This window comes from Mariniflexile sp. (genome assembly GCF_052728615.1).
In genome coordinates this window covers 143,602-165,773 of the sequence record NZ_JBFVFE010000002.1, presented here as the reverse complement: position 1 = coordinate 165,773, position 22,172 = coordinate 143,602, and the positions used below count along the sequence as shown (strand labels likewise).

Below are 22,172 nucleotides of genomic sequence, written 5' to 3'. Positions count from 1 at the left end.
GAATATAAATATTTTGCTTAGATCTTTTTAAAACAATCGTTTACCGTCATTGCAGGCAGAAACTACCCAAGCAATCTAACTATCATTTAACCATGTACTTCATCCCGTAACCATGTACTTCATCCCGTTTTAAAAAGGATAACGCTTCAATCGCTAACGCGGAATCAGGAATCATTTGAAGTTTTGACTTATTTCAGATATATTTCTTCTTTAACATAACTTGCGTTTAGCCAAAAACAATGTTTTGTATATTCTGTCAGTCCTGTCAATTTATCTGCAATAGGTAATTCATAAGTGTCTGCTGCATTTCTTGCGTGTGGTCTTACGTGACTAATCCTATTTTCAGTTTTCTTTGGAAAATACGTTTTTCTTACGCCTTTGTCGGTTACTTCTTTTACGATTTCTCCATTTGAAACGGTCTCCACCATTTCTCTCCAAACATTTTTTGCTTCAAGAATATCATTATGAGGCATATTCCAAAACTTTACTTTTCTTAAAATCAAATTCTCATTCTCAAATTGATAAAACACAAAGAAAAACTTACTTTCTAAAATATTCTTGAAATCACAATCTTCCCAATCAGTTTCAATCAATTCTTTATACTCAAAAGTTGGAAATGAAATATCTTCTTTTGGCAAGTTGTTTTCTTTGAGCCGAATGGTTTTGACTTGAATATCTGCTTTTTCAAATTCTTCTATTTTCTGACCGAGTTTAAGACCAAGAATTGCGTTTGTGAGATTTGCAAAATAACTTTTGGCTTTTTGGTTTAAGTCCAAACCTAATACTTTTTCAATCTGTTCTGCTGATTTTCCATAGAAAGGTATGAATTTAGAAACAACAACATCTTCAATTGACTGAACTAAATCAAGAATTTCTGGCTGTTCAATTATTTTTCCATAAATAGCAGTTTCTTCTTGAGCTATATTTGCGATTATATGATTTACATAACCTTGTTTTAAAGAATAGGCTCTTTGTTTTGCTTGTTCTTCATTGAAAGGTTGATTTCTGAACGATTTTAAAGCAGTTGAACCTTTTGTACAAGCACCAAGATAAAACGTATCTCCTTCAGATAATTCGTGAGCTTTTCCTTTCTTAATTTTTTGATTGATAAATTCCCAATCTTTTTTGATAATTTTTAAATCTTCGTTTGGATATTGCCAACCGTCAATTAGCTTTATTAAGTAATCAAGTAAATCTAAATCTTTGTCGTGAAGATAAAACACCAAAAGTAAATGTGCGTTTTTCTTCCAAAACGAACTTGTTTCAAATTCTTCTTTATGAACTTCTAAATAGTTTATGATATTTAGAACAAGTCTTTCTTTTGATCGAAAATCTCCATTTTTCAAAGTCTTTAATGGACTTGATTTTAGTTCGATTCCTGCTTCTTTAAAATCAGGTTCTGCATCAGAATTTGGTTCATAGCCGAAATAGAATTTTTCTAATATTTGACCAAAATTTCCTTTTCCTTTATAACCGTGTTTTTCAATTTCAGAACCACAGGCTTGTCTTAAAGTTTGATTTTTTAATAGTTTTGCAAAATCAATAATTGAACCTGCCGAAGTAATATCAAGCATATTCAAATTCGTTTATCTGTTTGAAAAGTGCTGACCCAATTTTTTCGATAACACCAACAACTAAAGCATTTCCCATAAAAAAAGCTCGTTTTGTATCGGTAATTCCATCTAATTTGGTGTGATTATCTGGAAACATATTCAGTCTTTCTAATTCGATTGGTGTTAATCTTCTTAAACCTCTTTCAGAAACAATTACGTGTTTAAATCTTGAAGGTGATTTTCCTCCTTCTCCTGTAATTATGGTTCTTGAAGCATTATCTAATGCGTCTGGGTAAATCATTCCACCTTCTGAATATTTATAGACAAAACCATCTGGTGATTTACGTTCTATGGTTTTTGCTCCTTTTAAATATTCCCATTTGTCTTTATCTTTATCGTCAATAAAAAATTCAGGGGTAACTTCTCCATTTTGTAAAACATCTGCTAAAACAGTTTTTTTACCATCATAATTTGGTTCTGTTTTAATCGTATAAATTTTACCTCTTATAAGCAAACCTGTATTTTGAAAAGGTGACAATTTTCCGTTCTTATTGAAATTTTTTGTTATTTCAACTAAATCTCCTTTTAATTCGACTTCTTGAATTGAATTTGTTTTTGCAACAGGAAAAGCATTTGCAATAGTTCCTTCTTCGGTTAACCAATCATTTTTATTTGATTTTTGAAGCATTTTGTAAATCTCTGTTGATTTATGATAACCAATAAAGAAAACTCTTCTTCTTCTTTGTGGCATTCCGTATTCTGCTGCATTGATAACACGCCATTCTACTGCATAGCCTAAGTCATTTAGACTTTGTAGCATTACAGCAAAATCACGTCCTCTTTGTTTTGCTGGTGATTTCAAAAGTCTATCAACATTTTCTAAAAACAAATATTTTGGTTTGTTCTTTTTGTTCTCTAAGATTTTATGAATTGACCACCAAAGAACCCCTTTTTCCCCTTTTAAACCTTTAGAATTGTGTAAAGTAGTTGCGACAGAATAATCTTGACAAGGAAATCCACCAACTAATAAATCGTGATCCGGAATTTCCTCAACATTTCTTGTTACAACTTCATTAATATCTTCGTTAGAATGATTTTCTTTTCCGAAACGAGCTTCGTAAACCATTGAAGCATGTTGTATTTTGGTTGAAGGTTCCCATTGATTACTCCAAACAACTTCGTAGTTACTTTTTTCCAGTCCAAGACGAAAACCTCCAACTCCTGCAAATAATTCTGCAACTTTCATTTTCTTATTTTCCATTTTCTTGAGCTTTATAATAGTTAATTTTTTCTTCTGCTACTTTCAATATTTCGGAAGTAGATTCGGTGTATTTCAGTTCTTCTGCAATTTTTTCTGAGTACCAATTTATCACTAATTCACTTTCGGAAAGTTCATAAAACTTAGCAAGTCTCACGATTTGTTCCAATGTAGGTTTTCTTTCGTTTTTCTCGAACTTGCTAATCAGAGATTGATCTATATCTACTTTAGCCGCAACTTTTCGTAGTATCAAATCTTTTTCTTCTCTAGCAGATTTTAAAGTGTCGCCTAGTGATTTCATTGGTCAAAATTATTTTAGACAAATATTGTCCAAATATATAAAACATTTTTATATTAAAAGCTACTTTTTAATAAAATACATACTATAAAACACCACAAATTTTTCACATTATCAGTATCTTTATAACTGTAATTTTCAGCCAATAAATGACGAACTACAAACCTAAAAGCAGACTGACCGCACAAGCCTATATTGATGGCGTTTTAAGTGGCGACCGCGTTATTCTGTCAAGAGCCATTACTATTATTGAGAGTAATTTAGAAAGCGACAAACTTCTTGCCAAAGCTATCATTCAAGCCATTTTACCTGCTTCCGGAAATTCCATCCGAATTGGCATTACCGGCGTGCCTGGTGTGGGCAAAAGCACCTTTATTGAAGTTTTTGGCAAACACCTCATCACGCAAGGTCATAAAGTGGCTATTTTGAGTATAGACCCGAGTAGCCAACGTTCTAGGGGCAGTATTTTGGGTGATAAAACCCGTATGGAAGCATTGAGCAATTTGGAGAACGCTTACATTCGTCCGTCAGCTTCTGGCACCACACTTGGTGGGGTTGCCAACAAAACTGCCGAAAGCATGTTGCTTTGCGAAGCGGCGGGTTACGATGTTGTTTTAGTTGAAACCGTTGGGGTTGGGCAATCTGAAACGGCTGTCCATGGCATGACCGATTTCTTTCTGCTTTTAATGTTGGCGGGTGCCGGCGATGAGCTTCAAGGCATTAAAAAAGGCATCATGGAAATGGCCGATATGGTGGTTATCAATAAAGCCGATGGCGATAATGTTCGTAACAGCGAAATGGCACGCTTGCAATACCAAAACGCGCTGCATATTTTTCCGCAATCGGACTCTGGTTGGGAACCCGTAGTTACCAAAGCCTCTTCAACAAAAAATACAGGCATAAGTACCGTTTGGGACGCCATTACAAAATATAAGCAATTGGTTACAGAAAATGGCTATTTCATCAAAAACAGAAACCATCAAAAAATACGATGGATGTACAACAATATCAATGAAGAACTAAAGCGCATGTTTTATGGTAACAAAGATATTGCCAGCAAACTTTCGGTTTTGGAAAAAGACATTATCGCTTCTGAAATTTCACCCGTGAAAGCCGCCGAAAACATTATTGAAAAATTTAAAGATTTTAATAAAACATAAAATCAAGACTTTTTGAAATGACCAAAATGACGTTTGAAAACTATTTTGACAAACACTTTGAGCTCAGATATTTTGAAATGAATAAATTGGGACTGGCAACGCCTACCATAATGTTAGCTTTACTTGAGGAAACCGCAGCAGACCATTGTTATTCAATAAACCATAGTTTATTTGACCTCGTTAAAAAAAACATAGGATGGGTTTTGGTTTCAGGTGCTATGCAAATAAATCGTTATCCTAATTATAAAGAGAAAATAACCATTAGAACTTGGTTATCAAGCTATTCTTCAATTAAAGGATATAGAGAAAATATTATTTTTGATGAACAACAAAACATAATAGGTCGAGCCAAGGGTTTATGGGTTTTCTTCGATATTGAAAAAAGAAAACCGATGCCTATTTTTAATGATATTAAAGAAAAATGGCCGATTAATAGTGAAGAATCCATTAATAAAAACATCAAGAAAAAAATAGAAGCTATAGATTTTGCAACCCATATAAAACAATTTAGAGTGAATAGGTTTGACACCGATATGAATAAACATGTGAACAATATTAGATATTTACAATGGGTGATTGAATCCATTCCAGAAGACATTGTAGATAACTATTATTTACATGAAATTGATGGTCGGTTTATTTCTGAAGCTCAATTTGGCGACACTGTTTTGTCTCTAACCAATATAGATATTGAAAATGGTTCGTTTGTGCATACCATAAAAATTGAAGGAAGCGATAAAGTTTGCGCTACCGCCAAAACATTATGGCGAAAAAATTAAAAACAATAAAAACCCGCCCCCCCTGTTTTCCGCACTTTTTAGAAAGACCCTCAGAAGCCCCTGTAAATACTGAATTTTTTTTTGAAATGGGTGTTGCACCAAATCCCAGTATTTATTAAAATATTAATTGGAATTTCAAATATTACATTCTCAGAGCGTTAAAAGTTAAATTTTTGTATTTTCTAAGACATTTTTCAAATTTTGTTCCTTTTCAATTTTTTTTCCGGGTGTTTCATAGCGGAAAACAGGAAAAGAGTAAACCATCAAGCTTAGCCCTAAGCTGCTATTTTTTCTATTTTACACATTTATTTTATTCTTCAATTTTCATGAACTTTTCGGTACATCCTTCAATACAAGTATTGGGATTAAGTGTGAAAATTAAATTGTTTTCCAAAAACGTAAAATCAAAATTACCTTTCATTTTACTATCGTCGCAATCAAATTCTATATGCAAACTATTGCTAGTATTTATTTTATATTTACCATCACAATTAAATTTGCTAGATTTAACATCCCCATTATTGTAGAAGGTGTAGGTAAATCCATTATTTATTTGATTCCATTGAGGGTTGCTACCACCATCACTCGAATAAATTTCCACTAACTTCCAAGCACCAATAATAGAGTTGTTGTCCCTTTTCCCTTCATCATTTTGGCTACATGAGCTAAAAGATAAAATAATGCTGAATAATAAGATTAAGTTTTTCATGACTTATAGTTTTTAAATAATGAACTCATTTAAAGTTTTTGGATTGAGGCGAAAATTAATCATTTTGTGATTAGTTGAAGGCTTTTTTTAGTTGCATAGCATCGCTACGTAACTAAAAAAAGGTGAAAAATGGGTGAAAAAGGATAATTTTTTAGCCAATCCAAAAACTTTAAATGAGTTCAATATATAATCGAAGCAAAAAACATATAGAATAAGCTTTATTGTGCAATCTTAATAAATTTATAACCACAGCCTTCTATACAAGTTATATAAGTTGGTTTAAGAATAATCTCGTTATTATTTTTTGTAAAGTTTTCTACAAAAGTTCCGGCTGGAGACTCAATACCAGATGTGAAATCCTTACAGTCATAATTCAATATTAACTGCCGTGAAGTGAAAGAAAATTTACCAGTCTGGCATTCAGAAAATCTTGTAGAATTAAATGTTCCATTACTTTCAAATGTATACGTATATCCATTATCAACCGAAAACCACCGAGGCTGACTCCCGCCATCACTAGAATAAACTTCTATTAACTTCCAAGTTCCAACAATAGAGATGTTGTCTATTTTTCCTTCATCATTTTGGCTACATGAGCTAAAAGATAAAATAATGCTGAATAATAAGATTAAGTTTTTCATGATTATAGTTTTTATTTGACAATTATGTGTTGAATTTCGTTTTTTGTACCATTAATTTTTAAAACATACCTTCCTTTTTTAAGGTTTGATACATCTATATCAAATTTAGTATATGACAATTTACCTTTTTTAACTAAAACGCTTTGTAAGTTATAAAGTTCGTAAGTGTATTCTTTTTCGTTGTTATTCAAATTATTTTCATTATTTAATGAATTTAAGTTAACGAAAATTGTTTGACTAGCAGGATTAGGATATAATATTAAGTCATTATCTGGAAACATAGTGCTTCTAAGGGGAGTACCACCAGAACAATCGGTAGGGATATATTTTGTATACCACTCGGAATCTCCACAACTATTTTTTGCTCTTACTTTTACAGTAAAACCATAGGGGCCATCAATTGGGTCAACAAAAATGGTTCCCCCTCCCGTGTAGATGTTTGAGTTGACATTTGGAATTACAATGGTGCCTCCTACAATAAGCCACTCAAATTGGTCTGCTCCAGCGCCACCTGAATCAACCTCTATTTCTCCCCTAGTACAACCAAAAGTTGGTACATGGGTAAGACTTAACACACTTTGTGGTTTGCCTACCCATACATTTTGAATTAGAGTTTCGTAAGGAAGTATCGCCTCAATAAAACCTTGACCACTACTATTAGCACTTTGAGATTTTACTGTGATACTTGAATTATTTGAAGAAACAATTTGAAGATTGGAAGAAACTTGCCAAGTAACGGATGTTCCTCCGTTTTGCAATGTAAAAGTAGTATTTGAATTACAAACAATTGAACTGCCATCTAGTTCAGGAATGGAGCAACTATTGCTAATTACGTTTTGTAATATTGAAGAAGAATCAAATGCTTGTCGCATTTTTGTGTTTTGACCCGAAGTAAGTTTGTCGAAAGGAAAATAATATGACATGATATTATCAAGTGCGGGATTATAACCTCCTGAATTTCCAATATTGGCATCTGCTGGAGTGTCACAAACGTAATCTCCACATGTTTCACAATTTAAACCATTAAAGTTCTCAGAACATGCATTTGGATCTTGCGCAGAGGCCGGTTCTGCGAACGAACCATGAAAAGTGTGCCATAAATTAAGGCAATGTCCAATTTCGTGAGCTAAAACATTAGTTGCAGCATAATTTATATCAATAACAAGTTCTCGGCTTAAAATCCCATTAGCTTTGCCATTATAGCTTGCAGCACTATTAACTATATAAATATTAATTGCGTTAGTATCATTATTGATTTGTACTAATGTATCAAATTCTGTTGCGTTATTTGTATCATCAATATCGTAATAAGTTGAATTGTTAATAAAATCGTAACCAAGATTGTTAAAGTAAATTTTATGTTCGTTATATGCTTCATTTAACGTATTGGTAACATTAATTAAATTAGAAGAGTTAAACCCTCCTGTACCATTTGTTTGTCTTACGATATGATACTTTACGCTTACACAGATGCTTGTTGAATTGTTTAGGTATTGGCTATTACTTGATTTAATAGTACTCGATTTCTGTTGTTGGTTTTCATTACTATAAGATGGTGTACCGCAAATTTGTCCGAATGTTGTTAAAGTAATAGTAAAAATTAATGTAAAGAGGATTAGTTTTGTTTTCATAATTTCTTTATTTTATGTGTTAACATTTGATTTAATTGTATTATGAAATATTTATAAATGCTCCCAGTTTTGAGATTAGATACTTTTGATAACAAATAAAAAAGGTTATCTGAAAAGTAATCCAATATTTCGGTATAAACGTCAGTCGAAAACCTAATGTTTCACCATGCTTCAATATGTTTCAACTACTCTCAATGATATAATAGCTTAAAATTCAACCTCTTACTTTTATAATTCATTCAAACATCATTCCTGTTCCAAATATTTTTCCATAATGGAAATAGCAGCTTTAGAGATGACCGTTCCCGGACCAAAAATGGCAGCCACTTTACGGTCTAATAAATATTGATAGTCTTGCTCTGGTATCACACCACCAGCAAACACCATAATATCGGGTCTTCCCAATTTTTCCAACTCACCAATTAACTGGGGAATTAAGGTTTTATGGCCTGCCGCCAAACTGGATGCACCCACAAAATGCACATCATTTTCAATGGCTTGTTTAGCCACTTCTTCAGGGGTTTGGAACAAGGGTCCCATATCCACATCAAAACCTAGATCGGCAAAACTGGAAGCCACTACTTTAGCGCCCCTATCATGCCCATCTTGTCCCATTTTGGCAATCATCACACGGGGGCGTCGGCCTTCAACTTCTTCAAATTTATCGGCAACCTCTTGTGCTTTCACAAATGTGGCATCGTTATTTACTTCTTTACTGTACACGCCGCTTATTAATTTAGTATCCGCTTTATGACGCCCAAAATGAACTTCCAAAGCATCGGATATTTCACCTAAGGTCGCAAAATTTTCGGCAGCTTCAACAGCTAATTCCAATAAATTCCCTTTTCCTGTTTCCGCACAAGCCGATAGTGCTTTTAAATTAGCATCCACCACATCTTGGTTTCTGTTGGCTCTTAATTTTTTCAAACGCTCTATTTGGGATAATCTTACGGTAGAATTATCAATGTCCAAAATCTCGATATTCGATTTTTCGTCGGTTCTAAATTTATTCACCCCAACCAAAATATCCTGTCCGGAATCCAAACGTGCTTGTTTACGTGCCGAAGCTTCTTCAATACGCATTTTAGGAACGCCCGTTTCAATCGCTTTCGCCATTCCACCCAATTCCTCTACTTCTTCAATAAGTTTCCAAGCTTTTTTTGCAATTTCCTGGGTCAAATATTCCACATAATATGAACCTGCCCAAGGGTCAACAGATTTGGTAATCTGGGTTTCCTCCTGAATATAAATTTGGGTGTTACGCGCAATTCTCGCCGAAAAATCGGTTGGTAATGCAATGGCTTCATCCAACGCATTGGTGTGTAAAGATTGCGTTCCACCCAACCCTGCTGCCATCGCTTCAATACAGGTTCTAGCGACATTGTTGAACGGATCTTGCTCACTCAAACTCCACCCAGACGTCTGGCTATGGGTACGCAACGCCATGGATTTTGGGTTTTTTGGATTGAACGATTTGATGATTTTTGCCCAAAGCATACGAGCCGCACGCATTTTAGCGATTTCCATAAAGTGGTTCATGCCAACCGCCCAGAAAAATGACAATCTGGGGGCGAATTCATCTATTTTTAAACCAGATGCCAACCCTGTTCTAATATATTCCATCCCGTCTGCCAAGGTGTATGCCAATTCAATATCTGCCGTTGCACCCGCTTCTTGCATGTGGTAACCACTTATAGAAATAGAGTTGAACTTAGGCATGTTTTTAGTGGTGTATTCAAAAATATCGCCAATAATTTTCATGGATGGTAATGGCGGATAAATATAGGTGTTACGCACCATAAATTCCTTTAAAATATCGTTTTGAATAGTACCGCTCAAATGGTCTAAAGACACGCCTTGTTTTTTAGCAGCTGCAATGTAAAAAGCCATAATTGGTAAAACAGCCCCGTTCATGGTCATGGAAACGGACATTTTATCTAACGGAATCTGGTCGAATAAAATCTCCATATCCAATATAGAATCGATGGCAACCCCAGCTTTTCCAACATCGCCAGTAACCCGTGGATGATCGGAATCATACCCTCTGTGTGTGGCTAAATCGAAGGCTACTGAAAGTCCTTTTTGGCCCGCAGCCAAGTTTCTTCTATAAAATGCATTGGATTCTTCGGCAGTTGAAAATCCTGCGTATTGGCGAATGGTCCACGGTCTGGTAACATACATCGTACTGTAAGGTCCGCGCATAAACGGCGGCAATCCTGCAGCAAAATCCAGATGTTCTGCATGTTCGATATCGTGTTTGGAAAAATGCGTTTTTACAGGAATGCCCTCAGGTGTATTCCAAATTTGTTGATTATTTGATAGTACCGTTGCTTGTTTTTTAACGGTATCTAATGTGAGATCTGAAAAATTTGGTTTCATATGTTCTTGTTATTATTTTTCAACGGTCATATGTTATTCGCTATTAAACAACTGTTTTTTGAATAATATACTATAAAACATGCTCATTTCATGAGTCTATATTATTTGTTTTTTAACTGTCACATGGTTCTTCCATATAATCATTCACTTAATTATCGAGAACTCACTATGGAAGTTTCATTTGTCCTAGTTATTATTTTTCAATGGTCAAATGCAATCGCTAAATCTTCTTCGTTATTTGATAAGAAGATTTTTTTGCGATTTCATCCGTTTAATATTTTATTATTCTTCTGAATTTTTTTCTGAACACCAGCAATGGTCTGTATCACATCCGATTTTAAATGGATACAACCATCTAAACCTGCTTTGGTCAAGGCATCCATCATTTCAACAGGATTTCCTGCCAACAAAAGTACTTTTTCAGAATTAATGGCTCTAAATGTTTCAACAAAAAGTAGTGCACTTTCATCGTAATCTGGGTCTGAGCTACAAATAACCACCACATCAGATTCTGATTTTGCACTAGCTTCAGCCGCTTGTTTTGCACTGTCATAGCTTTTTTCCTGCCATACTTCAAAACCTGAAACCCCAATAAAATCATACGAAAAAGCAGCTCTTGCTTTACGCATGGTCAAGTTTCCGAAACTTGTCAATTCTACAATAGGACGCTTTTTTGTTTCCTCCACTATTTGCTCGGTCACCTTCCGTAAAGCTTCAATTTCCAAGGAAGCCCTTCTGGGAGTCAATACTTTTGAATTGCTTTTTGCTCCTTCTGAAAGCACCTTCGATGCCACTTTTTCCATAAGGTTTGGATATTTATTCACCCCAACCATCGGCAAGCGTCTTTGGCTTATCAATTTTATTTTTTCCTGACGGATTTTAGCAATTTGTGTTTGGATCCATTCATTTTCAAACGCTTTATAAAATCCACCTTCAGCTTCAATCGTTTTAAACAGTTCCAAAGCTTTTTTGGCTATTTTCGTACTGACTTCCTCTATATAATACGAGCCATCCACCGGATTTGCTACTTTTCCAAAATACGATTCCTCTTTTAAAATAGTGGCAATATTGGCAGCGATTCTATTGGAAAAGTCGGAAGCCTTGTTAAATTCCTTATCATAGGCATCAATTAAAACGCCGTCCGCATTTCCTAAAATTGCCGACATGGCTTCGGTGGTGGCCCGCAATAAATTGGTGTGCGCATCCGTTACCGATTTACTCCAAACCGATGTTTTGGCAGTTAAAGTATGTTTAAAATCGGCGACGCCATACTTTTTGGCAATCTCATGAAGTAAGCTATTAAAAGCTCTAAACTTGCCAATTTCAACAAAATATTCGGACCCAATGGCCAATTGCACATGCAGACTGTTAAAAACAGCTTGCACGTTTATATCCCGATCCAAACATTGCTCAATTATATAAATCAATGAGTTTAAGGTGTATGCCACTTCTTGAACCTGGTTGGAGCCTGCATCTAAATAAGCGGTGCCAGAAATGGTTATGGTTTTAAAATTAGGATACTCTTTCCATAATTTCACAAGGTTCACCAAGGTTTCAAACTGTTGAACATCGATGGTGCCCGTTGTGATGTAATTGGAAATAATTCCTAAATCGAAATAACCTCTTAAATTTTTATGGTTATGGATATTATCTTCAACAAAGCCATAGAAATCTTTTGTAAAACCGACCGCTTTTTTGGATAAAATGAACGAAACTGCCGTGTGGTTCAAATTAATGCCATTTAAAAGGGTTGATGCAGGAACATTTTCTTCCAATTCAAAAAGAAGTCCCGTAACGCCTTCGCTAACAGCTTTTAAAGCCTGTTGATTACCGCTTTCCTCAGAAGTTACCTTAATGCTTCTATAATTAATCAATGCTGGAGTGTTTTCACCTGTATTGGTAAGATAATTTAATGAATCTTCTACATTGTAAAAAGGCTGAAAATCAATATCGTTTAAGTTTTTCCAAACTAATTTTCTGTTAAAATCTTCCCCTTTTAAATCGGCATTTACTTTCTCAATCCACTGCTGTTTGGTTACAGGAGCAAATTCTGGAAAAAGTTTTTTATTAGTTTCCATACTATTTCGTATTATATTAAACCGTTACACTACTTCCAAATCTCTCAAAAATAGCTTTATCCAGTGCTTCCCTATGGTCTGGGTGTGCAATATCCCGAAGAGCTTGTGCCCGTTGTTTTAAGGTTCTACCGAATAATTCGGCTATTCCAAACTCGGTCACAACAAATCTGGCATGGGCACGAGTGGTTACCACACCTGCTCCTTGTTTTAACATAGGCACAATTTTAGAAATCCCTTTCAATGTAGTGGAATTTACGGCTATTATGGGCTTTCCTCCTTTTGATAAAGCGGCACCTCGCATAAAGTCCATTTGACCACCAACACCCGAAAACATTCTGGTACCAATGGAATCGGCACAAACCTCCCCGGTAATATCAATTTCTATGGCAGAATTTATGGCGGTTACTTTTGGGTTTTGGCGAATGACAGAGGTATCGTTTACATAAGCAATGTCCATCATTTCTATTTCGGCATTGTCATCCATAAAATCGTATAATCTTTTTGTGCCCATAGCAAAACCTGAAACAATTTTATAAGGATTTACTTTTTTCTTAGATCCATTTACCACGCCTCTTTCAACTAAATCAACAATACCTTCCGAAAACATTTCAGTATGTACGCCCAAGTTTTTATGATTGGTTAAATAGGTTAAAACCGCATTGGGAATACCACCAATACCCATTTGCAGGGTAGCGCCATCCTCAATTATTTCAGCGATATTTTTTCCAATGGCTTGCTCTTCCTCTGAAGGCGCTACAAATTTCATTTCATGAATTTCTTCATCAACTTCAACACAAGCATCAAAGTTTTTTAGATGTACAATGGCATCACCAAAGGTACGCGGCATTTTTGGGTTTATTTGCGCTATCACTTTTTTTCCTTGTTCTATACCAGAAATAACAATATCTACCGAAACTCCCAAAGAACAAAAACCATGTTTATCTGGGGGTGACACATTGACCATAACCACATCTAAATCCATATAGCCTTGACGGAACAAACTAGGGATATCGCTTAAAAAAACGGGGATATAATCAACGGTATCGCCTACCATTTTTCTAATGTTCCCGCCTATAAAAAAAGCACTGGTATGAAAACTTTCCCGTAATTCCGGTGCTACGTAACCGCATTCGCCCTCGGTATGTAAATGGACTATGTTTACGCCTCTTAATTCCGGTCCTCTTGCCACCATGGCCCTAATAAGCGTTTGTGGTGTTGCAGAGCCTCCTTGAATCAATACTCTATCTCCTGATTTTATCAACTTTACAGCATCTTCGGCTGTCATTTTATTTGGTATGTCCATCATCTTGTATTTTAAATTCGTCTCTTTTTTTTCTAACTTTTTTAAATTATCCTAAAAAACTCAATATGATACCTGCAGCAATGGCAGACCCAATCACGCCGGCAACATTTGGTGCCATAGCGTGCATTAATAAATAATTATGGGGGTCGGCTTTAATGCCTACGGCATGTACAACCCTGGCGCTATCTGGAACCGCCGAAACCCCAGCTGCTCCAATAAGTGGATTTAATTTGTTGTCTCCTCTAAGGAAAAGGTTCATGAATTTTGCAAAAAGCAGACCGCCCATGGTTGCAATTACAAACGAGATGGCTCCCAATCCAAAAATCTTCAAGGAATCGTTGGTAATAAAAATATCTGCTTGGGTAGATGCCCCAACGGTAACACCCAATAGAATAGTAACGATATCAATTAATTTAGTACGCGCGGTATCTGCAAGTCGTTCTGTTCTGCCGGATTCTTTCAATAAATTTCCAAAGAACAACATCCCTAACAATGGCAATGCACTAGGAGATATAAAGGTTGTGAGCAACAACGCCACCACTGGAAAAATCATTTTCTCTTTTTGAGTAACCGCTCTAGGTGGTTTCATGCGTATCAATCGTTCTTTTTTAGTGGTTAATAACTTCATGATTGGCGGTTGTATGACCGGTACCAATGCCATATACGAATAGGCCGCAATGGCAATAGGGCCAATTAAGTTTTTAACGGTTGTTCCATCGGGCAGAATATTAACCCCATTGGCCAGTTTTGACGAGAGGAAAATAGCTGTGGGTCCATCGGCGCCCCCAATAATTCCTATCGCTCCCGCTTCTGGCAAGTTGAAACCTAAATACAAGGCTCCCAAAAATGTTCCGAACACCCCTATTTGAGCAGCAGCCCCTAAAAGCATTAATTTAGGATTTGCAATAAGGGATGAAAAGTCCGTCATAGCCCCAATTCCTAGAAATATAAGTGGTGGATAAACGCCTTTTACGACCCCAAAATACAGGTAGTTTAATACCGAGCCTGTCTCGTAGATACCCGTTTGATAGCCTGCCACAAATGGAATGTTTCCGAGCATGACACCTACACCAATTGGAATTAAAAGCAGTGGTTCATAATCAAATTTAATGCCTAGGTATATAAATACGATACCTATTATAATCATAAGTATATTACCGGATTTGGCATTTGCAAACCCTGTAAAATGGTAAAATTGCTTGATGCCATCAACCGCCTCGGCAACAAAACTTTTTTCTTCGGTATCTTCCGCTCGATTAAGTGTTGTGGTTGTTACTGTTGTATTTGTTGTGCTTGCATTCAACCCTAAAACAGGGCGTATAAAAACCAGTAGTGATAGAATTCCAAATATTAATATTACTTTCTTCATTTTTTTGTTTTTGGTGATTGTGGGATATTAAATGACGCAACATTTTTTTCAGTAGAAAAGATTGCTTCGTCGTTACCTCTCCGCAATGACGTTTTATTTTTTATTCCAATTCTATCATCAATTCACTTTGCAGTACTTGTTGCCCAACTTTCACATTGATGGCAGATACTTTGCCTGATTTTTCAGAAGTGATGCTGTTTTCCATTTTCATGGCTTCCAAAACCAATAATGTATCGCCTACCTTGATCATATCGCCCACTTTCACGTTAATGGACAATATCACTCCTGGAATGGGCGCAATAATTTTAGTGGTTGAAGAACTTGGGTTGATTTTTAATGGCTCTATGGCGCCACTTGTGGGTTTACGAACAAGTGTGGGGGTTTTTACTGTTTTAACCTCTTCTTTCATTTTAACAGAATAAGAAGTGCCATTTACCTCTAATTCTACGATGTTATCTTCGTGCGAAACAATTTTAACTCCGTAACTGTTTTCGTTTATTTTGAATGTGAAATTTTTCATGAGTTTATATTATTGTTTTTTTTAATTGTCATCCCGATAGCTATCGGGACTGTTCGCTATTAATCATTTCGTTGGGTAATAATGCTTTTAACATGCTCGTTTCATGTTTTTATATGTCTTTATCAGATTTAAAATATGCCTAAATTATAGTCTATTTCTATAGGCACCATAAATTTTGGAACTCCAAGGAGAATACATTTTTCTGGCTTGCTTTATGGTTAAAACCGCGTTTTCGTTATCATGTTGTGCACTTAAGTACATGTGTAGTGCCACCGAAATAGCCGCTGCTATTTCACCGGTAAATTGATTGTTGACCTTAGACGATATCTCACTTACTTTTTTATCGGGGCCTTTGGTAATAATTTTATAGACATACAGCATCACGGGCATCCCATATTTAAAAAATAAGGTCAATATGAGCAAGCCACTAAAAACTATAAATAGCCCTGTAATTAAAATAATGTATCCTTCACTTATGGTATCGGTCATTAAAAATATATGCGTCATTACAATGGTATATTTGAGTGTTTCTTAGGTGGATTTACATCCTTTTTATTTGCGAGCAGCTCGAGTGCCCTAACAATCCTGAACCGTGTATTTCGAGGTTCTATAACATCGTCAATAAATCCATATTTAGCAGCCACGTAAGGGTTAGCAAATTTGGTATTGTACTCATGTTCTTTCTCTTCAATGTAGTGCTGTTTTTCATCAGCATCTTCAATTTTGCTAATGTTTGAACCTTCCAACACTTCAACGGCTCCTTTAGCGCCCATTACCGCAATTTCCGCGGTTGGCCATGCATAATTTAAGTCGCCACGCAATTGTTTGCAGCTCATCACATCGTGCGCACCACCATACGATTTACGAAGTGTGATGGTTACTTTTGGCACGGTAGCTTCACCATAAGCAAATAACAATTTTGCACCATGAAGAATAATACCTCCGTATTCTTGCCCTGTACCAGGTAAAAACCCTGGAACATCTACTAAGGTTACAATTGGAATATTGAAAGCGTCACAAAAACGAACAAATCTGGCTGCTTTTCTTGATGATTCACAATCTAAAACACCCGCATAATATTTAGGTTGGTTGGCAACAATACCAACCGAACGCCCATTAAAACGGGCAAACCCCACCACAATGTTTTTCGCATAGTTTCTGTGGACTTCTAAAAATTCGCTATTATCGGTAATTATTGAAATGACATCAACAATATCATACGCTTGGTTTGCATTTTCTGGAATAATGGTATTCAAGATATCGTCTAGTCTGTCAATCGGATCTGAAGTTGCAATTGTTGGTGGCTCTTCAAGATTATTAGATGGTAGATAGCTTAATAATTTTCTAATAAGCATCAGATTTTCTTCATCATTTTCAGCTAAAAAATGGGATACTCCTGATTTGGTTGAATGGATATGGGCGCCACCTAATTCTTCAGCTGTCACTACTTCTCCTGTTACAGATTTTACAACCTTTGGGCCCGTAACAAACATATAACTTGTTTTGTCGGTCATAATAGTGAAATCAGTCAATGCAGGAGAATATACCGCACCACCTGCACAAGGCCCTAAAATGGCAGAAATTTGAGGAATAACCCCTGACGCCATAATGTTTCTTTGGAAAATTTCGGCGTAACCAGCAAGCGATCTAACGCCTTCTTGAATACGTGCGCCTCCACTATCGTTAAGTCCTATTACAGGCACACCAATTTTCATGGCCATATCCATAATTTTACAAATTTTTAGGGCATAGGTTTCAGAAAGCGACCCTCCAAAAACCGTAAAATCTTGTGCGAACACATACACAATTTTACCGTCTATGGTGCCGTGCCCCGTAACAACCCCATCGGATAAATAGATTTCCTTATCCAATCCGAACGATTTTGTTCTGTGGGTTACAAACATATCAAACTCTTCAAAGCTGTTATCGTCCAAAAGAATATCGATGCGTTCGCGGGCGGTTAGCTTTCCTTTGGCATGTTGGGAATCGATACGTTTTTCGCCGCCGCCTAATCGTGCTTTAACTCTTTTTTCAATGAGTTCGTTAATTTTATCTTGATTTGCCATTATTTTATGGATTTGCTTATCTCTTTTTAATGTTGTTTTATTCTTTTGAACAAAGCTCGGTTAGAACCCCTAATGTTGATTTGGGATGCAGAAAACCTATGTTCAGCCCCTCCGCTCCTTTTCTAGACACTTTGTCTATGAGTGTTACACCGCGTTCTTCCGCTTGTTTTAAAGCTTCCGTAGCGTTTTTAACCGCAAAGGCGATGTGGTGGATGCCTGGTCCTTTTTTCTCAATAAATTTTCCTATTGGCCCATCGGGCGATGTGCTTTCCAGTAGTTCAATTTTTGTATTACCTACCAAAAAAAAAGCTGTCTTCACCTTTTGATCGACAACCTCTTCTATAGAATAGCATTTCATTCCCAAGACCTCTTCATAATGTTTAATGGATTCTTCAAGATTTTCAACAGCTATTCCTATATGCTCTATATGTGAAATATTCATAATTAAAATGTTTATTTTATCTTTTAATATGTATCAAAATTACAGGAAGAATGAATTTAAAATTATGACAGAAGTCATGTATTCCCGATTATTTGTAATTAATATGAACTATAACGATATAGTAATAGGCAGTGTAAAAAGTATTAAATTTTGTGAAGATGTGTCTCTGGTTAAATATAAAGACAAACGCAACAAACTACTCTGAACAGAATCCAAGAGGTGTTCATGCCGATAGTTAACTGGACAAAAAAATTCAGCTTTAAAGATATTCAGCTACATGGTAAAATGCACGAGAATATAGAGGAGGGATATAAAGGCAGGAGGCTTGGAGCAGCGGATATTTATTATTTTTTCTGTATGGGTCTAATTTATAAATCTCTGGATCTGTTGCTAGTATGGAAGCGGATTCATGGATTTCATCAATAACTCTTATGGCAGTTTTTATGGATTCTGATTGTTCTAACAACTCTAAAAATGCTTCGCTTAATTGTGCAATAGCATGGTTTGTCCAAATTATCTTTTTCCCCATTGATTGATCATCATTTTTACTTCTTCATGAGTATGGTAATTTCCTGCTTCAATATCTGCTATAGACTCATTAATTTCTTTGTTGAATTGTTCAATACTAATACGCTCTGATGAAACTTTTCTTCTATATTTCAGCATATTTTTAATAACTTCTATAAATACTGGATCTTTAACTTCTTGTAGCTCTTTCTGTATCCAGTCTATTTCTGCTTGTATATCCATAACTATGTTCTTTTAATGATAACAAAGATAAATTTAATTTCATGCGTTTTTATTGTTTTTTATTGAACACATGTTCTTCCATACAATCATTTCCTTGGATATGTAGAACTGCTTATGAAAGTTTCATTTACTAATTTACAAATTTTAATCTTAACTAAATGGATGTAACATATTTATTGTTTTATGCAGACTTTACAAGTCGTTTTGGGTAACACACTAAGCAACAGCGGGGTTTTAGTTACTTTATTACCACTAAGAGCAGTTTAAGCGGTAGCTGGTAAAATCAAATAGTATTATCTTTGAATGATGCTATTAAACTCTGCTTTTTTAAAACTTAACAGAATACCTCTATTATGGGCGTTTTTTAGCGTTTTATTCTATATTTCTTTTGCTTACGATTTGGTTAGAACCGATTACGTAAAGCTTTTAATGCTTTATTCGGCATTGTTTTTTTTGTTCTATAAACTGGTTGGAATTTTAAAAACACGTCTGGTGTTTTTAACTTGGTTGGCATTTATTTTTAGAGCTATTTTTGTTTTGGCCATACCGAATCTTTCCCAAGATTTTTACCGATTTATTTGGGACGGACGCATGATTTTGGAAGGGTTTAACCCGTATCTTTTTACTGTAGAATCATTTACTGGTAAAGGTATTTTTCCAGTAGCCCAAGCACAAGAATTATATGAAGGCATGGGTAAACTTAATGCGAGCCATTTTACCAATTACCCTCCTATCAATCAATTATGTTTTGTAATAGCTGGGGTATTTGCTGGAAAAAGCATTCTAGGTTCGGTTATAGTGATGCGCTTACTTATTATTGCTGCCGATTTTGGGACTTTATACTTCGGAAAAAAACTATTGGAAAAATTAAACATTCCCGTTTACAACATATTTTGGTATGTTTTAAACCCTTTTATTATTATTGAATTGACGGGGAATCTTCATTTTGAAGGGGTGATGGTTTTCTTTTTGGTGTGGAGCTTGTACTTGTTGCATAGTGGAAAATGGAAGTTTGCTGCGGTGGTTTTAGGGTTATCAATTTCTACCAAACTTATTCCATTATTGTTTTTGCCTTTGTTTTTTAAGTGGTTTATGAGGAAAAATGAGGTTTCGACTGCGCTCAACCAGACAAATGATGACGAGATTGCTTTCCATAAAAAAATTGGCAAAGAACTGTCGTTATCTGCTCAAAATATTGGTAAAAACTGGATTCCTGCTTTCGCAGGAATGACAAACCTATTTGTATTTTATATAATTACAATATTAACAACGCTCTTGTTATTTGCTCCTTTTTATTCCGAAGCATTTATAAGTAATTATTCAAAAACCGTTGCGCTATGGTTTCAAAAATTTGAGTTCAATGCCAGTTTGTATTACATCGCTAGATATATTGGGTATTTGTTTAGAGGTTATAACGAAATTGCAGTAATTGGCAAAACAATCCCAATCCTTGTCGTTTTGTTTGTACTGATTATCTCTTTTTTCAGAAAAAACAAATCCACTGTTCAGTTAATTACAAATATGTTATTGGTGCTTTCTTTTTATTACTTTACAGCCACAACCGTACACCCTTGGTACATCGCAACGCTTTTAATACTTTCGGTTTTTACCAACTATAAATTTCCGTTGGTTTGGAGTTTCGCTATTATCTTAAGTTATTTAGCTTACATGAACACCAACAATACCGAAAACTTATGGATGATTGGTTTGGAGTACCTAATTGTTTACAGCGTTTTTATTTGGGAAGTTCTTCTAAACAAAAAAGCTATGAAAATAAATCCATAGCTTTTTAATTATTTACGCAAATCAAGGGTTAAAATATTGCAACTATTCAGCCGACTGAAATTGGAGTACACGCTTGACTTAGGGGCGTTAGCCCTGTAGTCTTTGTAGCAAAATGTGACATGATGATGAATTAGGGGCGTAGCCCTGAAATCTTTGACAAAATAATTGTGTACGTGTTTGCCATGTTTATTAGATTTCAGGGTTATGTCTTTTTTATTTGTTGTCGTATTATTTTACGAAGATAACAGGGCTACGCCCCTTTTTATTTTATTAACGTTTGTATCTAAGACGATTTTAGGGCTAACGCCCCTCATAGCGTCTTCTAAATCTTAATGGATTTTAATCCTTTCAACACTTGATTCGCTTTATTTCTCAAAAATCGAACCTGGGTTTTTAAAACTCTTGAATTCCAACATATAATCGTTTGGGTCTTTAATGAAAAACGACCGATGTTCACCCGCTTTATCTTGCAAAAAAGTGGCTTGTGTTACCACATCCAGTTTCTACTCCATTAGACTTGAGTAGATTTGTTCCCAATCTTTTAAATCGACAATAACCCCAAAATGGAACGATGGCAAAATTTTACCTTCAAACACATAATTAGGACTGGTGAAGTTGAATTTTTCGGCTTTTATAAATGTTATTTGGTTTCCAAATAAATTTATGTCCACCCAATTTTGTGTTTTTCTTCCTGAGGAAGCGCCAATAGTATCTACATAAAAACTTTTAGTGGCTTTTACACTTAAACATGGCAACGATATGTGAAATGATGCACCCATATATAATAAAGATTAAAGAGGTTTTAAACTTTCAACCCTGTAAATTACAAAATCTTCGTCATCATCTTCAAAATCTTCAACAAAAGTTACTCTGAAACTTTTGCCAATATAACTTTTGTCGTTCTTTAAATCGAATTGTCTCAGTACACGTGGGTGCACTTCCTCAAAAACCAATTCCTCTCCATTTTCAAACCAAAACGTAAAATAACCGTTTTTGTAAGACTTAAAAACAGCTGTCCTCATATCTAAAAACTATTCATTGTCATCGTCTTCTTCATCTTCATCGTAATCAGGATCTGCTTGATCTTCTATATCGTCATCACCAGCATCCTCATCATCCGATGTATCTTTCTTAACTTCTACATCTTCATCATCATCCTCTACTTTTACATCTTCAAAATCAACTTCTGAAGCATCGTCATCATCCGCTACATCAGCATCATCATCACTAAAGTCTTCCATGGCCTGTACAAGACGCTTACCAACTTTTACCAAATAAATAGTATCGTCCGTTCTTACCTCCACAGCTTCAATGATTTCATTTTGGGCATTTCTGAACGAAATAACATCGGTCTCATCGTATCCATCGGGAAACTTTTCAACAAGAAGATTTAGAATATCTTCATTTAATTTTTTGTAATCTACAATTTTGCGTAACATTTTTTTTGGGTT

22 protein-coding genes are annotated in these 22,172 nt (G+C 35.4%); 3 read left to right on the top strand and 19 right to left on the bottom strand.

The genetic code is table 11. The features are described 5' to 3' along the window. Positions 1–188 precede the first annotated feature (188 nt). The 3 genes from ACU1LP_RS01995 to ACU1LP_RS01985 are packed head-to-tail and all read right to left on the bottom strand — an operon-like array spanning position 189 to position 3,112. Positions 189–1,574 carry a Sau3AI family type II restriction endonuclease gene (locus tag ACU1LP_RS01995; RefSeq protein WP_445735417.1) on the bottom strand — a complete coding sequence of 462 codons (1,386 nt, stop codon included), beginning with the start codon at positions 1,572–1,574 and terminating at the stop codon, positions 189–191. Continuing rightward, positions 1,567–2,814 (bottom strand): DNA cytosine methyltransferase, encoded by a 1,248-nt coding sequence (locus ACU1LP_RS01990; protein ID WP_445735416.1) that lies wholly within the window; start codon positions 2,812–2,814, stop codon positions 1,567–1,569. Before ACU1LP_RS01990 ends, ACU1LP_RS01995 begins: the two co-directional genes overlap by 8 nt. Next, the gene (locus ACU1LP_RS01985; protein ID WP_445731200.1) at positions 2,804–3,112 is read right to left on the bottom strand and encodes a helix-turn-helix domain-containing protein; all 309 of its coding nucleotides are present in this window, start codon (positions 3,110–3,112) and stop codon (positions 2,804–2,806) included. Before ACU1LP_RS01985 ends, ACU1LP_RS01990 begins: the two co-directional genes overlap by 11 nt. 146 nt (positions 3,113–3,258) lie before the next feature. On the opposite strand from ACU1LP_RS01985, the gene meaB reads away from it, so the two are divergent. Both meaB and ACU1LP_RS01975 read left to right on the top strand, forming a co-directional pair. After that, on the top strand, positions 3,259–4,269 hold the full coding sequence (gene meaB / locus ACU1LP_RS01980) for a methylmalonyl Co-A mutase-associated GTPase MeaB (RefSeq protein ID WP_445735415.1): 1,011 nt from the start codon (positions 3,259–3,261) through the stop codon (positions 4,267–4,269). Positions 4,270–4,286: 17 nt separating this feature from the next. Further along, a complete protein-coding gene (locus tag ACU1LP_RS01975) occupies positions 4,287–5,048 on the top strand; it encodes an acyl-[acyl-carrier-protein] thioesterase (RefSeq protein ID WP_445735414.1) in 762 nt (253 codons plus the stop codon). Between the two features lie 310 nt (positions 5,049–5,358). Here ACU1LP_RS01975 and ACU1LP_RS01970 read toward each other — a convergent pair whose 3' ends face one another. The 13 genes from ACU1LP_RS01970 to ACU1LP_RS01910 form a co-directional block, all read right to left on the bottom strand. Beyond that, positions 5,359–5,757: a hypothetical protein gene (locus tag ACU1LP_RS01970; RefSeq protein WP_445731197.1), complete on the bottom strand. Its 399-nt coding sequence runs from the start codon at positions 5,755–5,757 to the stop codon at positions 5,359–5,361. 218 nt (positions 5,758–5,975) lie between these two features. Beyond that, positions 5,976–6,398, bottom strand: coding sequence for a hypothetical protein (locus tag ACU1LP_RS01965; RefSeq protein WP_445735413.1), 423 nt, complete (start codon positions 6,396–6,398; stop codon positions 5,976–5,978). Between the two features lie 11 nt (positions 6,399–6,409). After that, the gene (locus ACU1LP_RS01960) at positions 6,410–8,029 is read right to left on the bottom strand and encodes a T9SS type A sorting domain-containing protein (RefSeq protein ID WP_445735412.1); all 1,620 of its coding nucleotides are present in this window, start codon (positions 8,027–8,029) and stop codon (positions 6,410–6,412) included. A gap of 246 nt (positions 8,030–8,275) precedes the next feature. Beyond that, entirely contained in the window at positions 8,276–10,408 is a 2,133-nt protein-coding gene (gene scpA, locus ACU1LP_RS01955; protein WP_445735411.1) for a methylmalonyl-CoA mutase, read from the bottom strand. Positions 10,409–10,671: 263 nt separating this feature from the next. Beyond that, on the bottom strand, positions 10,672–12,486 hold the full coding sequence (locus tag ACU1LP_RS01950; RefSeq protein WP_445735410.1) for a methylmalonyl-CoA mutase family protein: 1,815 nt from the start codon (positions 12,484–12,486) through the stop codon (positions 10,672–10,674). A gap of 16 nt (positions 12,487–12,502) precedes the next feature. Continuing rightward, positions 12,503–13,789 (bottom strand): acetyl-CoA hydrolase/transferase family protein, encoded by a 1,287-nt coding sequence (locus ACU1LP_RS01945; protein ID WP_445735433.1) that lies wholly within the window; start codon positions 13,787–13,789, stop codon positions 12,503–12,505. Positions 13,790–13,835: 46 nt separating this feature from the next. Next, the gene (locus tag ACU1LP_RS01940; protein ID WP_445731192.1) at positions 13,836–15,158 is read right to left on the bottom strand and encodes a sodium ion-translocating decarboxylase subunit beta; all 1,323 of its coding nucleotides are present in this window, start codon (positions 15,156–15,158) and stop codon (positions 13,836–13,838) included. A gap of 100 nt (positions 15,159–15,258) precedes the next feature. After that, entirely contained in the window at positions 15,259–15,678 is a 420-nt protein-coding gene (locus tag ACU1LP_RS01935; protein ID WP_445731191.1) for a biotin/lipoyl-containing protein, read from the bottom strand. A 144-nt stretch (positions 15,679–15,822) separates the two neighbouring features. After that, complete coding sequence (locus ACU1LP_RS01930; RefSeq protein WP_445735409.1) at positions 15,823–16,185, bottom strand: OadG family protein; 363 nt, start codon at positions 16,183–16,185, stop codon at positions 15,823–15,825. Beyond that, complete coding sequence (locus tag ACU1LP_RS01925; protein WP_445731189.1) at positions 16,185–17,744, bottom strand: acyl-CoA carboxylase subunit beta; 1,560 nt, start codon at positions 17,742–17,744, stop codon at positions 16,185–16,187. Before ACU1LP_RS01925 ends, ACU1LP_RS01930 begins: the two co-directional genes overlap by 1 nt. A 37-nt stretch (positions 17,745–17,781) precedes the next feature. Continuing rightward, positions 17,782–18,186: a methylmalonyl-CoA epimerase gene (gene mce / locus ACU1LP_RS01920; protein ID WP_445731188.1), complete on the bottom strand. Its 405-nt coding sequence runs from the start codon at positions 18,184–18,186 to the stop codon at positions 17,782–17,784. A 259-nt stretch (positions 18,187–18,445) separates the two neighbouring features. Then, a complete protein-coding gene (locus tag ACU1LP_RS01915; RefSeq protein WP_445731187.1) occupies positions 18,446–18,715 on the bottom strand; it encodes a hypothetical protein in 270 nt (89 codons plus the stop codon). Continuing rightward, positions 18,700–18,936: a hypothetical protein gene (locus tag ACU1LP_RS01910; RefSeq protein ID WP_445731186.1), complete on the bottom strand. Its 237-nt coding sequence runs from the start codon at positions 18,934–18,936 to the stop codon at positions 18,700–18,702. The genes ACU1LP_RS01915 and ACU1LP_RS01910 overlap by 16 nt, the downstream gene beginning before the upstream one ends. A 306-nt stretch (positions 18,937–19,242) precedes the next feature. On the opposite strand from ACU1LP_RS01910, the gene ACU1LP_RS01905 reads away from it, so the two are divergent. After that, complete coding sequence (locus ACU1LP_RS01905; protein WP_445734505.1) at positions 19,243–20,721, top strand: mannosyltransferase; 1,479 nt, start codon at positions 19,243–19,245, stop codon at positions 20,719–20,721. 503 nt (positions 20,722–21,224) lie between these two features. Here ACU1LP_RS01905 and ACU1LP_RS01900 read toward each other — a convergent pair. From ACU1LP_RS01900 to ACU1LP_RS01890, 3 genes are read right to left on the bottom strand one after another with little or no spacing between them, the layout of a single operon-like run. Beyond that, a complete protein-coding gene (locus tag ACU1LP_RS01900; protein ID WP_445735408.1) occupies positions 21,225–21,500 on the bottom strand; it encodes a hypothetical protein in 276 nt (91 codons plus the stop codon). Between the two features lie 12 nt (positions 21,501–21,512). Further along, positions 21,513–21,743 carry a hypothetical protein gene (locus tag ACU1LP_RS01895; protein ID WP_445731184.1) on the bottom strand — a complete coding sequence of 77 codons (231 nt, stop codon included), beginning with the start codon at positions 21,741–21,743 and terminating at the stop codon, positions 21,513–21,515. Positions 21,744–21,752: 9 nt separating this feature from the next. Beyond that, on the bottom strand, positions 21,753–22,160 hold the full coding sequence (locus ACU1LP_RS01890) for a hypothetical protein (RefSeq protein WP_445731183.1): 408 nt from the start codon (positions 22,158–22,160) through the stop codon (positions 21,753–21,755). Positions 22,161–22,172: the final 12 nt, after the last annotated feature.